General features: G+C 54.8%; 10 protein-coding genes. 6 read left to right on the top strand and 4 right to left on the bottom strand.

All coding sequences use genetic code 11. The annotated features are described in order from the left end of the window. Nucleotides 1-25: 25 nt before the first annotated feature. A complete protein-coding gene (locus PHACT_RS16590) occupies nt 26-157 on the top strand; it encodes a hypothetical protein (RefSeq protein ID WP_281201711.1) in 132 nt (43 codons plus the stop codon). Here the strand turns inward: PHACT_RS16590 and PHACT_RS03935 are convergent, their stop codons facing one another. Continuing rightward, the gene (locus PHACT_RS03935; RefSeq protein WP_070116014.1) at nt 158-877 is read right to left on the bottom strand and encodes a YiiX/YebB-like N1pC/P60 family cysteine hydrolase; all 720 of its coding nucleotides are present in this window, start codon (nt 875-877) and stop codon (nt 158-160) included. It abuts the gene before it with no gap. A gap of 42 nt (nt 878-919) precedes the next feature. After that, nucleotides 920-4,075, bottom strand: coding sequence for a ligand-binding sensor domain-containing diguanylate cyclase (locus tag PHACT_RS03940; protein ID WP_070116015.1), 3,156 nt, complete (start codon nt 4,073-4,075; stop codon nt 920-922). Between the two features lie 60 nt (nt 4,076-4,135). Between PHACT_RS03940 and PHACT_RS03945 the strand changes: the two genes are divergently transcribed. Continuing rightward, nucleotides 4,136-4,324, top strand: coding sequence for a CPXCG motif-containing cysteine-rich protein (locus PHACT_RS03945; RefSeq protein WP_070116016.1), 189 nt, complete (start codon nt 4,136-4,138; stop codon nt 4,322-4,324). A gap of 21 nt (nt 4,325-4,345) precedes the next feature. Here the strand turns inward: PHACT_RS03945 and PHACT_RS03950 are convergent, their stop codons facing one another. Next, nucleotides 4,346-6,073 (bottom strand): amidohydrolase, encoded by a 1,728-nt coding sequence (locus PHACT_RS03950; protein WP_070116017.1) that lies wholly within the window; start codon nt 6,071-6,073, stop codon nt 4,346-4,348. A 208-nt stretch (nt 6,074-6,281) separates the two neighbouring features. Here PHACT_RS03950 and serB point away from each other — a divergent pair, with 208 nt between their 5' ends. Both serB and PHACT_RS03960 read left to right on the top strand, forming a co-directional pair. Next, entirely contained in the window at nt 6,282-7,493 is a 1,212-nt protein-coding gene (gene serB / locus PHACT_RS03955) for a phosphoserine phosphatase SerB (RefSeq protein WP_070116018.1), read from the top strand. Between the two features lie 115 nt (nt 7,494-7,608). Further along, on the top strand, nt 7,609-8,643 hold the full coding sequence (locus PHACT_RS03960; RefSeq protein WP_070116019.1) for a hypothetical protein: 1,035 nt from the start codon (nt 7,609-7,611) through the stop codon (nt 8,641-8,643). Nucleotides 8,644-8,701: 58 nt separating this feature from the next. Here PHACT_RS03960 and PHACT_RS03965 read toward each other — a convergent pair whose 3' ends face one another. Further along, on the bottom strand, nt 8,702-10,915 hold the full coding sequence (locus PHACT_RS03965; RefSeq protein ID WP_070116020.1) for a TonB-dependent receptor plug domain-containing protein: 2,214 nt from the start codon (nt 10,913-10,915) through the stop codon (nt 8,702-8,704). 287 nt (nt 10,916-11,202) lie between these two features. On the opposite strand from PHACT_RS03965, the gene PHACT_RS03970 reads away from it, so the two are divergent. Together PHACT_RS03970 and mdoH are read left to right on the top strand one after the other, a co-directional pair. Beyond that, the gene (locus PHACT_RS03970; protein ID WP_070116021.1) at nt 11,203-12,735 is read left to right on the top strand and encodes a glucan biosynthesis protein G; all 1,533 of its coding nucleotides are present in this window, start codon (nt 11,203-11,205) and stop codon (nt 12,733-12,735) included. Nucleotides 12,736-12,739: 4 nt separating this feature from the next. After that, a complete protein-coding gene (mdoH, locus tag PHACT_RS03975) occupies nt 12,740-14,863 on the top strand; it encodes a glucans biosynthesis glucosyltransferase MdoH (protein WP_281201712.1) in 2,124 nt (707 codons plus the stop codon). Nucleotides 14,864-14,873 lie beyond the last annotated feature (10 nt).

The following is a 14,873-nucleotide window of genomic DNA, read 5'->3' on the forward strand; positions in this document are numbered from 1 at the left end:
GCTATTTTTTTAAACATATTACGTGATGACCGCAGCGGCCCGCCGCAAAACCTTTGAAAAGGTTGGTATGACACGACAGCAATCCGTGTTTGCCGCTTTCGACTTCTGGGTCAAGGCCGCGCTAGATCCGGACAAACTCGCCAGTGCCAGATGGTAATCAGGGCTGATTCCGTATGGTAAAGCCGTGTTCAATAGTCGGTTTGACGATATTGAAGTAAGGTGACAAATCAAAATCACCCGGCACATAGTGAGTAAAGTGACGTGCCACTTTCACCTGTTCGCCCTGCTTGTCTTCAACCCGTATCCAGTCCGGCAAAATAGGGTAGCCCACCTCCAGGTAGGCCTCGGCAATCAACGTTGAACAAATCGCCCGTGTCGGCTCGCCGCTACCGAAGGTGATCATGTCGCGGCGGTACCTGACCGGCACCGCAGGGCTTTGTACCAGATAGCGCGCCAGATCAAAAATGTTCTTCAGGTCGTAAACATGCCCCAGCCTGGCCCGGGCAAACTCAATAATGTTATGCCTGTCGGCATCACTCAGACCAATCGGCCGGCATATACGAAGGTTGTACTGTTCATATTTACGCAGAGCGACCTGCGTCACCCCATTATTGATATCAGCCTCAATCAGGTTGGGTACATCAGGGTCAGGCTGACTCCCACCCACATACAGGCAGGCATGCGACCAGGTAGACTGTGTCAGGTATTTGATGGCGGTACTGATATGACTGTTACCATCCACCAGCACAATATCTGCCGGCTGCAAGGTCTGCATGATTTCCTGTAATGGCAAGCGGCTCAAGCGTTCATAGCCAGGACGTGGCTTGCTGAGATAGGCAGCAAGACGGCGGCCTATCGCGCGGGAAATCGAATTCATATTAACGGTATCTCTGGCAAAAGGTGGCTCAGACGTTTTGTCTCACCCGGGCAGGGTAGCATTATCGGAATGGAAACAGAAAAAGGTCTGCCTATCCTTTTTTGCCTTGTACATCGCCTGGTCTGCGAGAATAAGCAGCTTTTCAAGATCATCTTCATTTTCCGGGTAAAGACTGATACCAATACTGACACCCACGCTGACCTGATGCGACTGACCTGAGACCAGCGTGCTGATATCAATAGGGGCGGTAATGACCTCTTTGAGTTTCTCCGCCACTTTGACGGCGAACTGAGCATCCTTGATATCGGTGAGTAACAGCACGAACTCGTCGCCACCCAGGCGGCAGACAAGATCACTGGCGCGCAGAACCGATCGAATGCGCTCTGCCAGCGTCACCAACACGCTGTCACCAGCATCGTGTCCCCAACTATCATTTATTTCCTTGAACAGATCAATGTCAACGAACATGATCGCGGCATTGGTTTGCTCACGCGCAGCGCTGTGCAAAGCCTGCTCACCCAGCGACATAAAAAGGCGCCGGTTCGGCAGTCCGGTCAGATAATCATTGTAGGCAATCTGTCGAATTTCTTCTTCTGCCTGTTGCCGCCGTATTACTTCTTCCTGCAGATTGGTATTGGCGCGCGTCAACTCCAGTGTGCGATCACTGACCATCGTCTCCAGCACCTGATTACGACGACTGACAGTAATGGTCTTATAGCGGTAAAGCATTAGCAACACCGCAATCAGCGCTATTGTCAGCGCCACCTGAAAAGCGGCCGTCTGCCAAAATGCCGGAGCGATATAGATTGCCAGCGATGCTCGCTGCGTGCTCCAGTTGCCATCGCTGTTGCTGCCTCTGACTTCAAACTCGTAGCGACCAGGCTGCAGATTTGTATAACTGGCATAACGACGGCCCTCCGATGGAATCCAGTCACTGTCAACACCAGACAAACGGTATTCATACTGATTGCGTTCTGGCGCAGAAAAATCAAGCGCAGCAAATTCGAATGACAGGTAATTTTCAAAATGGCTCAGTTCAACCAGATCACTGTCGCTGCTTATTGCACGATCCTGATTTAGCACGCTGAACTGGGTCACAACCACGGGTGGGTTATAGGCACTCTCTTCAATCGCGCCCGGCTCAAACACGTTGAAACCATTGACCCCACCAAAGTACATTTCTCCGGAATCCGCGCGGTAATATGCACCATTGTTAAATTCCTCACCCTGCAGACCATCATTAATGCCAAAATTGGCAAAGGTGCCGGTTTCAGGGTCGAACCGAGAGATACCCTTGTTTGTGCTCATCCACAGCCGATCATTGTTATCTGACAGAATGCCGTAAATAACATCATTGGGTAGACCGTCAGCGACAGAGTAGCGATGAAACGTACCGGTCTCAAAGTCAAGCCGGCTGAGGCCACTGCGTGACCCAAACCAGACGGCGCCCTGCCTGTCTTCAAATATGGAAAAAACCGAATCGTTGCTGAGTGAATTTTCGTTTGCTGTGTCGTGCCTGAAATGAATGAACTCCCCGGTCTCGACATCCAGCCGACTGACGCCGGTTGTCATGGTACTGAACCAGATTCTGCCAGCACGATCCTCATAAAGCGCCGTTATTCGGTCGCCGGGTATGGAGCCGGAATCATCCGGGTCATGACGATAGCGGGTAAAGCGCCCCGTTTCCGGGTCAAGCCTGTTGAGTGCATCGCGTGCGCCAACCCAGACACTGCCTCGCCGGTCGATCATTACCCGCCAGACCACATCATTGCTTAGACTCGACGGATTACCGGGCTGGTGATGATAGTTGGTAAAGGTCTTAGTCACCGGGTCGAAACGTGACAAACCACCGTGCGTCGCCAGCCATAGGTGCCCCTGCGCATCCATATCCAGCGCACGCACAATATTGTGCGGAATTCCCTGCTCATCATCAGGGTCATAAGCGTAATGGACAAAATTTCTTGTATCCAGATCCAGTACATTGAGGCCACCCTGAGTGCCAATATAAAGGGTACGACCTGCTTTCAAGAATGCACGTACTGTGTCTTCACTGAGGCTGTTATCACTCCACCACTCATGATGGTAATGACGAAAGCGGGCCTGCTTGGCATCATACTTGTTCACGCCGCCGACATGCGTGCCGAACCACATGATGCCGCTGCTATCTTCCAGCGCTGTTAACATGTGATCATCATTGAGTGTGTTATCAACGCCCGGCTGGTACGGCAAGGGACTGAAAACTCCGGTTTCACGATCAAAGAGGTCCAGCCCGCCGCCCAGATAGTGCCCAACCCACAATCGTCCCTGACTGTCTTCATACACCGAGCGTAGCGAATTGGAGCTGATACTGCCGGCGACATCGGGGTGGTGCATGTAACGCGTGAATGTTCCGGTTTGTGGATCCAGCGAATTCAATCCGCCTGAATTTGTGCCTATCCAGACGGTACCCCCGGCGTCCACCAGCAACGAGGTCAGATCGTCGCTCGACAGGCTGTTGGCATTATCCGGCTCATGGGAATACCGACGCACGTTGCCGGTACTGACATCAAGCCGGTTCAGCCCTGCATCCTCGGTCGCCACCCATAAATAACCGTTGTTATCTCCGACCAACGCGTTCACACGATCACTGCTCAGCGTGTCGGGATTGTCAGGATCATGGTGGAAATGTGTAAAGCGACCTGTCTCACGGTCCAGTTGATTAAGACCGCCGCGAGACGTACCAACCCAGAAATTGCCGGCATCGTCTTCAAACAGTGCTGTCACAGTGGGATGGCTGAGGCTGTCAGGGTCATCGGCATCATGGTTGTATTGCACAAAACGACCACTTGCTCGCTGTAGACGATTGAGCCCGTTGTCTGTGCCCGCCCACAAAGTGCCTGCACGGTCTTCATATAAAGACCACACAGTGCTGCTGGACAGTGACGCTTGCGCAGTGGGGATGCCGGTGTCGTCAGTCTGATGGCGATACACCAGAAAATTGTAGCCATCGTAACGGTTCAGGCCATCCTGCGTCGCGAACCACAGGTAACCCTCTGTATCCTGAACAATGGCATGCACCGAGTTCTGAGACAGACCATCGGCAACCGTCAGGTGCTCAAAATAAATATCATCCGTCTGCGCTCGCGCCAATAACGCAAAACCCAGGAATAAACACAGGATAAAAAGCCTGACTGATTGAATGGCAGTATGGCCCTTCATGAAATACTTGCTCTCATTAAACCTTATTGTTACGTTGCAGACAGTCACAGGGTTTCTATTATGCTAACTGATCTGGCACATTTACAATGCCCTTATTGCTGGGAATCGATCGAGGTTGTTGTTGACTGCTCTGTCGATGAACAGGAATATACCGAGGACTGCAGTGTTTGCTGTCGCCCCATCATCATATCCGTGTTCGCCCAGGACGGCGAGCTGCAGACAGTCGAAGCGCGCTCGGAGGACGATTAACGCGCTACAGCTGCCTTCCTGCTACTGCCGGTTCTGGTAGGTTATCTGCCCGCCAACGACTGTCATCACTGGCTGCGCCGTCAGAATTGCCTGTGGCTCCACCGTCATCAAATCACGGTCAAAAACCGTGAAATCCGCATATTTACCAATTTCAATCGAACCGCGAATATCTTCCTGAAACGCCCCGTGAGCCGGCCAGAGGGTGAACATTTTTAACGCGGTTGCGCGCGACACTGCCAGCTCCGGATGCCAGCCGGGGCCATCAGTACCGTCCAGACGCTTACGCGTGATGGCGGCATAAAACTCGATACGCGGATCACCTGCTTCCACGGGGGCATCGGACCCGCCCAGAATCATCAGACCCTGGTCGACCAGTTGCTGCCACGGATAGGCGTAGCCGAGCCGGTCAGCACCGAGCCGATCCGGTGCAAAGTTGAGGTCACCAATACCGTGACTGGGCTGCATCGATGGCAACACACCCAGCTCCACAAAGCGCTGCTGATCACTGGGCGGTATGATCTGGGCATGCTCCATGCGCCAGCGCAGGTCTTCACTGGCCCATTCATTGCGTGGCACTGCATTGTAGGCCTCGTCGTACCAGTCCAGCAGCGTGCGCACAGCGCGATCTCCGATCACATGCGTTTCAATCTGTATGCCCTGTCGCAGGGCCGCATGCAGCACCGGCACCAACTCTTCTTTGGTGGTGCGGTTCATGAACCCGTTGTGGTCCGCGTCTGAATAGTTGTTGATGAGAGCAGCGCCGCGCGACCCCAGCGTGCCATCAATAAACACCTTGATGCCGCGCACATCAAACAGGTCGTCCGCCGTGGTCTGCCGGCCGCGTGACAGCATTTCACTGGCCTCAGCTATCGGGATGGCGGCATACACTCTGTGCGCCATGTCACCCTCGGCGTGAATCTCCTGTAGCAGGTCAACCAGACGGTAGGACATGCCAGCATCCTGCGTCTGGGTCCAGCCCAAGGCCGCATTCGCCTGCAACCCACGCAGCAGATTGTCCTTAAGATACGCATCTGTTTCCGGCGGCAGAATATCCCGGAATACATTCATGGCATTGGCCAGTACGTAACCGGTCGGATTGCCATCGAGATCACGCTCAAAACGCCCACCTTCAGGATCCGGCGTATCTCGCGTCACGCCTGCCAGCTCAAGCGCCCGCGAATTGACCAGTGCAGACACCCCGTCGGCGCGCGGCATGTACAACGGTTTGTTGGCGGTAAAAGCATCGACGTCCGATTTATCCAGAAAACGCTGCTGGTCGGTCCACTCGCGTTCAATCCAGCCCCGGCCCAACACCCACTCGCCCTCGGGGATGGTGTCGGCCCAGTTTTCGATGGTCTGTACAGTCTCCTGCAGAGTCGCAATGCCGAACAGGCTCAGGGTTTTGGTACGACGCCCAATGCCTTCCAGATGCTGGTGGCTATCCGTAAAACCAGCGTAAACGGTATTGCCTGCCATATCGATGACATTGGCCGACCCGCACATGTAACGCCTGGCATCGGTGTTGCTACCAACAAACACGATACGACCGTCTTTGCTGGCCACCGCATCAGCCGTCCACTGGGCGTCATTGGCGGTATAAACCGTGGTATTGTGTAATACCAGGTCTGCCGCATCACATTGTTCATCACTGCTGGCGACAATTGCACTGGTCGGTGGGGAGTTGTCACTGCAGGCGACCAGCAGGCTGGCACAGCTAAGCAGGCTGGCAGCAAAAGCAAGTTTGTTCATTGAAGTGGTTCCGTTTTATTGAGTTGCATCGGAGTATACCCGCCTTTGGCTTTGTCGCAACGCCGAGTGACCTCTCAGCACCTGTGAGCCCCACGCAATTGCGGGTACAATACGCGCTTTCAGTCGCCTGCCTGAACCGTCGACCGGGTTTTCCAGCCCGGTTTACCAATCTGGCTGGCTGTCCTAAAGGATTGCGGAGCGCTTCGCCTTGAAACAGATTGTCCTGATCAATATTACCGGTCCCGACCGTCCCGGATTGACCGCCGCTATCACCGGTATACTGGCCCGGTCTGATGTCAGCATTCTGGACATTGGCCAGGCTGTCATTCATGACACCCTGTCGTTTGGCATACTGGTCGCCATTGATGCCGAGCACGAGAAGGCACAGGTGCTGGATGATGTCCGCGCACGGGCCTCGCAGCTCGATCAACAGGTGCGCTTCACTCCTGTCAGCGCTGATGACTATGATCAGTGGGTAACCGGACAGGGCAAGTCCCGGCATATTGTCACCCTGTTGGCGCGCCGAATAACCGCCGACCATATCGCTCGCGTCAGCTCGATTACGGCCCGGCACGGGCTCAATATTGACCACATTGACCGGTTGTCCGGGCGCATGGCGCTGGGCCTGGACGGCGATCAGGGTAAAGGTTGTATCGAATTTTCCGTCCGCGGCGAACCGGAAGACCCCGAAGCACTTCGCGCCGAGTTTCTGACCATTGCCCAGGAGCTCAATGTTGATATCGCCTTCCAGCAGGACAATATCTTCCGTCGCAACCGCCGCCTGGTGGTTTTTGACATGGATTCGACGTTGATTGACGCTGAAGTCATTGATGAGCTGGCCAAGGCCGCTGGCGTTGGTGAGCAGGTGTCGGCCATTACCGAGCGCGCCATGCGCGGCGAACTGGACTTTCAGGCCAGTTTCAGGGAACGCATGGCGTTGCTCAAAGACTTGCCTGAAACCACGCTGGAAGCCATTGATGCGCAACTGCGACTGACCGAAGGTGCCGAGACCCTGATCAGTCAGCTACGACGACTGGGCTACAAAACTGCCATACTGTCAGGCGGTTTCACGTTTTTCGCTGAACGTCTGCAGAAAAAGCTCGGCATTGACTATGTTTATGCCAACCAGTTGCTGATCGAGGATGGCCGGGTCACGGGCGCTGTACAGGAGCCCATCGTGGACGGTCAACGCAAAGCCGACCTGCTGCGCGAGCTGGCGCACCGGGAAGGCATCAGCCTGGAACAGACCATTGCTGTCGGCGATGGCGCCAACGACCTGCCCATGCTGTCCATTGCCGGACTGGGTGTGGCGTTCCGCGCCAAGCCTCTGGTGAAAAAATCAGCCAAACAGGCAATCTCAACACTGGGGCTCGATGGTATCCTGTACCTGCTTGGCTTCCGCGATCGGGATGGCTTCTGAATTTAATCAGTTTCCGCCTGAACTGACCTGAACTGACTTTACAAGCGCCGTCGACAGCGATAACGTTAGGTTTAAATGTTTCTATTCGATTCAGACCATTATCAGGAGCCTGAATATGTTAAAGGCACGTCAACACGTTGCAAAATCCACGCTGCTAGGGCTTTCCCTGGCCATGGCATCAACTCTGGTGATTGCTCAGGACGCTGAGCGCCCCGACCTTGGCGGCCTGTGGACTAATGCGTCACTGACCAGCCTGAACCGGCCGCAAGGCGTCGACAAACTGGTGGTCACACCGGAAGAGGCACAGACGATTGTCAACAATACCTCGGTAGCCGGCCTGCCCATCAATGAGGTTGAAGCGCCGGACTCAAGCACCGGCGAGGCGCCTCCCGCTGGCAGTTTCGACTTTGGTCTGCGCGGCTACAATGATTTCTGGATTGATCCCGGTTCCAATCTGGCCCTGGTTAAGGGCGAGTTCCGCACCTCGTACGTCATTGACCCTGAAAACGGCCGCGTTCCGCGTCTGGAGACACCGAAAGTGCAAATAGCCCGAAGCTTCGGAGCACGATATGTCACCGGCCAGGGCAATGCTGACGGACCCGAAGCACTGCCATTGGCCGAGCGTTGTTTTCTGGGCTTTGGCAATACCGCGGGCCCCGGCATGATGGGCACACTGTATAACAGCACCTATCAGTTTGTGCAGACTGAAGATTACCTCACCATATTGGTGGAAATGAATCATGATGCCCGCATCATACCGCTGTACGACAGTGCCGAAGAGGCGCGCGCCAATACGCGCCCGATGGAATTGAAGCAATGGTTCGGCGACTCCCGGGGCTGGTACGAAGACGGCTGGCTGGTCGTGGAAACAGTCAACATCAATCCTCAGCAGATAGCCGAGAGCTCTGTCCCGATTACCACAGACGGCGTCATCACCGAGCGTTTCATGCGCTACTCCGATACTGAGATCGTGTATCAGTTCACTGTCGATGATGACAATCTGTACAGCCAGCCCTGGACGGCAGAGCTGAGCTACCACGCTACCGAAGGCCCGATGTACGAATATGCCTGCCATGAAGGCAACTACGCCATGCCTGGTATCCTTGCCGGTGCCCGACGTGCCGAAGCGGAGGCCGCTGGCGAGCTTTAATACACTGATCAATCGGCAGGCAACGAACTGGGCCCGTCCATTTCAGGTGGGGCAGGGTTCAGAACGTTGTCTGCACGCGCAGCGTAAGTCGCCGGTAACGGCTGCTGCACGAATCCTCGATTTCACTGATACGACCACTGATGGTGGTACCATCGTAACGCCGACGCTCCCGGCAGCGAGACTGATTCAGAGTATTGTTTGACTCCAACCGGACCGTGATGTCATCTAACACCACTTTTGACACGAACAGGTCCAGAGACGGTTGCTGATCGTTCCGACTGACAGTGGTGATATCGATATCGTACTCGCCGCCATCGAACGGATAGTCATACTCCAGGCCATAGTTGAGATTCAGGCTGGTGACATCATGGCGAAACTCCAATGATGCTTCACCACGACGGCTGATCCGTTGCTGATTGCCCAGAAACGGGTCAGTAATACGTGAGTCAAACAGATTGAGCTCTCCCGTCACAATGGCGTCGGGCAAATTGAAATAGGTCAACCGGGTACTGAAGTCATTGATGACGCCCCAGCGTTCGGCGTCACCTACGTTTCCAACGGCAGAAATAGGTTGCGACGCATCCGTTGTTGCATTGATCGTGCCGATATAATCCTCGATATCCTGATAAAAGAATCGTGTATTCAACACACCGTTGTCATTGGGCAAACGGTACTCAAAACCGAGCTCGTATCTTGTTTCACGCTCCGGTTCCAACTCGGGGTTGCCGGCATCGGCATCCTGATCGCGATCAGAATTGTTGGCAGTGGCAGCAAAATTGGCAAAACTGAGCTGCGACACATCCTTCTCGACAGTGGCGCGAATCTGAAATGACTCAGTGAGGTCGAAGCGGTAGTCCAGCGATGGTCGAACAAAATCAAATTGCCGGCTGTTGTCGACCACCCCGGTCTGGGAGATTTCCGACGTTTCGTAGACCACACTGCTCTCCAGCGTCATGCGGTCATTGATAGTCCAGTTATGAAACACAAAGCCTTCGTACCGTATCTCCTGTACAGAGGTACCAGGATTGGATATGTCCAGCAGCGGCGACAACCCGCCGTAGCGTTCCGACGCCGGCGCACTGCCGCCTGAGCTGCCAATAAACAGGCTTGAATCCAACTGGGTATCCGCACGCTCCACGCCAAGTCGCAGATCCTGACCAGCGCCTATGGGAAAACTGTAATTACCCTGAACAATGCGCTCGCGGGTGCGTTGATTGGATTCCAGATAGAGTACTTTGGCACGTTGGCTACTTGCCGCGGCATCTGCAGAGACATCAAAACGTTCACGCACTGAGTCACGGGTCTGATCGTTGGCAATGAATAACAATTGCAGCCGATGGTCATTGGCAAAACTGTATTCGTAGTCGCCGCCGACTTCCCAGTTAAAATGGTCGTTGGCAATTTCTTCCTCTTCTGCAACGTTCGTACTTTCATCGCCATCGAATACAACAAAATCACGACGAATGCGTCGAGGGTAACCGGAGTCCCCGTACAGCGCATTCAGCTGCATCCGATGCGCACCAGTGCGGTAGCCAAGATTGGTACTTAGTTCCAGCTCGTCCTGATCGCGGACGTTGCTTTCAAACAACGAACCAATCGTTTGACCGGCAACATTACGCTGAATTTCCGAACTTTCGCGATTCTCGTAATTGGGGCGAGCCTCAATACCAATCAGCGCCTGAAAATTGCCAATCTGGCGACTGTGAGACATTTCTGCGCCTACTTCGAATTCATCATCATGATTCAGGCGGGCGATCAGTTCCGCCGACGTACTGGCCCTGTTGGCGACATCAGTCAGCACAATATTGACTACCTGCCCGGCGCCGCGTACCGCAAGATCGCCCGATGTACCACGGATGATTTCAATTCGCAGCACTTCCTGCGCGGGAATGCGGCTGAGTTGATCGCGGGGGGAATTGTCTTTACCGGCCAGGCGCTGGCCATTGATCAGCAGATCGCCACCGGTGCCCAAACCACGCCCGCCGCCACCGCCACCGCCGACAGAGACGCCGGGGATTCGGTCGAGCATGTCATTGGCAGAGACCGGGCTGTAAGGCTCAAAGAAAGCGGCCGGATAAACCACGGTAGAGTCATCGACGTCGTCAACGTCTTCGCTGGCCTGAGTCCGGACCGCCGCCTGCCCGGCGCTGCCATTGTCGTTGTTGGCGTTGGCTGACTGTTGTGTGTCTGCCGCCAGCGCATTCGAGGATACCAGCGCCAGCAGAATCGCTGCATGGACCCCGAGACCTGGACCTTCAATGAGCGATCTCATTATAATCTCCGCACAAACATGTATTCACTGCAGCCCTGAATGACAGCGGCCCGCTTCTAATTTTTTTACTTAACCACATGAGGAACATAACAAATTCCGAATAATCAGTCATCCGCCGGGAATGTGTTAACGTAACTGCCATGAACGATTCGAATCGCTTTGTGGGTCTCCCTTGTTACGACCCACAGGCGCGGACGGATTTTTTTTGCCAAACCCATAGTTAAATTTGAATTTTCTGCTACTTTAGCGCAGTCAAATACGGATATACGGTTCAAACGGAGTGAATCATGCAGTTAACACTATCCGCGCCCCTCTTGAATACAAAACCCGCTGTCGTCATTCCAGTCATGCTGACCATGTTGATGTTATCGTTTTGTAGCGCGTGGGCATCAGCGCAGGACGAACGTTTTTCCCGCAGCGTAGTTGTTGAAGCGGCCCGCACGCTTGCCGAAACCCGATTCCAGCCGTTGCAGGAAGTGCCTGAAGAGCTCCTGTCACTGAATTACGACCAGTATCGCAGTATCCGCTACCGCAAGGGCGCCGCCGTCTGGGGAGACACGCCCACCCGTTTCTCGATCGAATTCTTTGCGCCTGGCAGTCTTTATGACACGGGTGTTGATATCTCGATCGTCGAAAATGGTCAGGCGTTGCCCATTCCGCTTGATGAAGATGCGTTCGAAGGCGTATCCGATGAAATTGGTGAAATCCTGACGTCCATCTCCAAGGTCGCAGGATTCCGGCTGCACTATGCCTTCAATGAAAACTACCAGGATGAGTTTGTGGTGTTTCAGGGCGCCAGCTACTTCCGGGCCGTGTCGCAAGGACAGTCCTATGGCCTGTCGGCGCGCGGACTGGCGATTGATGTGGCAGAACCCACTGGAGAAGAATTCCCCATATTCAGGGAATTCTGGATTGAACGCCCCTCATCGCGGGCTGACAGTATTGTGGTTCATGCGCTGCTTGACAGCCCAAGGGTGGCAGGTGCCTACCGCTTCGGCATTTACCCCGGCGCGCCTACTCGCATGGACGTGGAAGCGACGCTGTTTGCCCGCCAGGAGCTTCGACACATTGGTATCGGCGCACTCACCTCAATGTATACCTTTGGCAGCATGGATGCCTCTGACCGCCCGGACTATCGCAGCGCCGTGCATGACTCCAATGGTCTGGCCATCGTCAATGGCATGGGCGAATACATCTGGCGTCCCTTGAATAACCCGCGCGGCCTGCAGATCAGTGCGTTCATGGATATTAATCCGCAGGGGTTCGGGCTGATGCAACGACACCGGACACTTGAAGAATACCAGGATCTGGAAGCGGACTACCACCGACGCCCGTCAGCCTGGATCCGACCCACGGGCAATTGGGGTGAAGGTCATGTGGTGCTGGCGGAAATACCCACGCCCAATGAATTTAATGACAATATTGTTGCTTATTGGCGGCCGGCAACCCCGTTAAAACCAGGCGAACCCTTTCAGTTTGCCTATCACATGAGCTGGCCGGATCAACGACCTCTGCCGCAAGGTTTTGGCCGCGTCGTACGCAGCGCCTATGGCCTGAAACTGGCAGAACCCTATCCCCAGATGGTCATTGACTACAGCGACCTGGCATCAGACATTAATCTGGAGGAGGTGACCTTCGACGTGACATTGTCTGCGGGAAGTCTGGTGGAAACCGTTGTTCAGCCGAATCATCGCGATGGCGTTCGCCTCATCATCACCTTTGACCCAGAAGGTGCCAGACTCAGCGAAATTCGCGCCAAGCCCACCTATCAGGATAAGGCGATTGGAGAAACCTGGCTCTATCGCTGGACAGGAAACTGATCTCGTGACCAACCAGGCTAAATTTGCACTTCCCCCGGAGCAGCCACTTGTCATGCCGCGTCAACGCCAGCATGCGCCAGGCCGCGCTCTTCGTAGCGGCGTGTCCGCGTTTCGTGTATGGACCTGGTGCATGCGCCTGCTGCTGACGCTGACAACTGTGACGCTAGCCAGCTATGGTATCTACGAAATGTATGCCGTCCTGAACCGGAGTATTACGGTACTGCAGTGGGTGTTTCTGGCCCTTTTCTCCATTAACTTCGCCTGGATCAGTTTTGCCGGCGCTCAGGCCCTTTTCGGTTTTTTGCTGTTGATGGCCCGTGATCTGCGCGGCCGCCGCCAGCTCCACGACCAACTCCCGGTTATTCAGACCGCGGTTCTGGTGCCGGTTTATAATGAAGAACCGGTCAGGGTGGCTGCCGCCATTGCCGCCATGGCAAACAGCCTTGCTGAATCGGCGCCAGGAAAATTCTCTTTTTTTATTCTGAGCGACAGCAACAACGCATCCGCATGGCTAACGGAAGAACAGGCGTTTAGCAGACTGGCCGCCAACAGCGACGAACAGTGTCCTGTCTACTACCGACATCGACGTGACAACAGTGAACGCAAGGCGGGTAATATTTCCGACTGGGTCATGCGCTGGGGTGGAGGCTACGAAGCCATGCTGGTGCTGGATGCCGACAGTGTAATGGGACCTGACACTATGATCGAACTGGCGCGGCGCCTCGAGGCTGAACCAGGGCTGGGCCTGCTGCAGACGGTGCCGTCCATAGTCTGGGGGAAAACTCTGTACGCTCGCCTGCAACAATTCGCCAATCGCCTTTATGGACCCATTTTCAGTCATGGCCTGTCGATCTGGCACGGCGAAGGCAGTAATTTCTGGGGTCACAATGCGATAATACGAACCACTGCATTTGCCGATTCTGCGCACCTGCCTATTCTCAAAGGCGAAGCACCATTCGGTGGTCACGTGATCAGCCACGATTTTATCGAAGCGGCACTGCTCAGACGCAATGGCTGGGGTGTCAAACTGGCAACAGACCTGAATGAGAGTTACGAAGAACCACCACCCTCCATCACCGATGTCATGGTCCGCGACCGGCGCTGGTGTCAGGGCAATCTGCAACACGCTCGTTTTTTGTTTGCACGCGGCCTGGCAATGACCAGCCGACTTCATATTTTCTCAGGCATCATGGCCTATTTAAGTGCAGTGTTCTGGCTGTTGTTGGTTGTCACCGGCCTGTTGCTGGCGGTGCAGGCCGACATCACCCGCCCGGAGTATTTTACCCAGCCATCCCTGTTCCCAACCTGGCCTGTGTTCGATTCCGAACGCGCCATCAATCTGTTTATTGTTTCCATGGTTATTGTCCTGCTACCGAAATTCCTGGGCTGGTGCAGCGCCATAATCAATCTTCGCCGCTGCTTCCGCTATGGAGGCCCACTTCTGGTCACGCTAAGCGTTCTGGTCGAGACCCTGCTGTCAGCCCTGATTGCGCCGATCATGATGCTGGCACAGAGTCGCATGGTATGGGAGATATTCACGGGCGGCGACAGTGGCTGGAAGCCGCAGCGCAGAGATGATGGTTCGATCTCCTTCACCGACGCATGGCTGCGACATCGCTGGCATATCGTTGTTGGCGTCCTGATCTCCGGCCTTACCTATTACCTGCATTATGATCTGTTTCTATGGACGCTGCCGGTGACCGCAGGTCTTATGTCATCTGCACTGTTATCCTGGATAAGTGGCAAACGCGGGCCCGGGCAGATTCTGCAACGTATCGGGATTTTGCGTACACCGGAAGAAAAGCGACCCTGCAAAACCCTGACAGACGTCCACCAACGCCTGACAGGCGCCAGGTCAGCCGAAACAGCGCTGACACCGACGCTGGCCGCATTGATGAGCGACCCCGCATTGCGCGCCTGGCACTGTGCCCAGTTACCAGACACCGTTGCTGACCATGCCGATTTCAACGCCGCTCAGGTACTGGCCAAAGCCAAGGCAGAGCGAACCACCGCCATAGACACGCTGGAAGCATGGCTGACACCGGCAGAAACCATGGCCTTGCTGCAGGACCCGAACCTGATACAAAGCGTTGCCAGTCGTTCCAGCAATAATCTGCCAACGCGCTGACAGCAATTCA

This window comes from Pseudohongiella acticola (assembly GCF_001758195.1).
Taxonomy (GTDB): domain Bacteria; phylum Pseudomonadota; class Gammaproteobacteria; order Pseudomonadales; family Pseudohongiellaceae; genus Pseudohongiella; species Pseudohongiella acticola.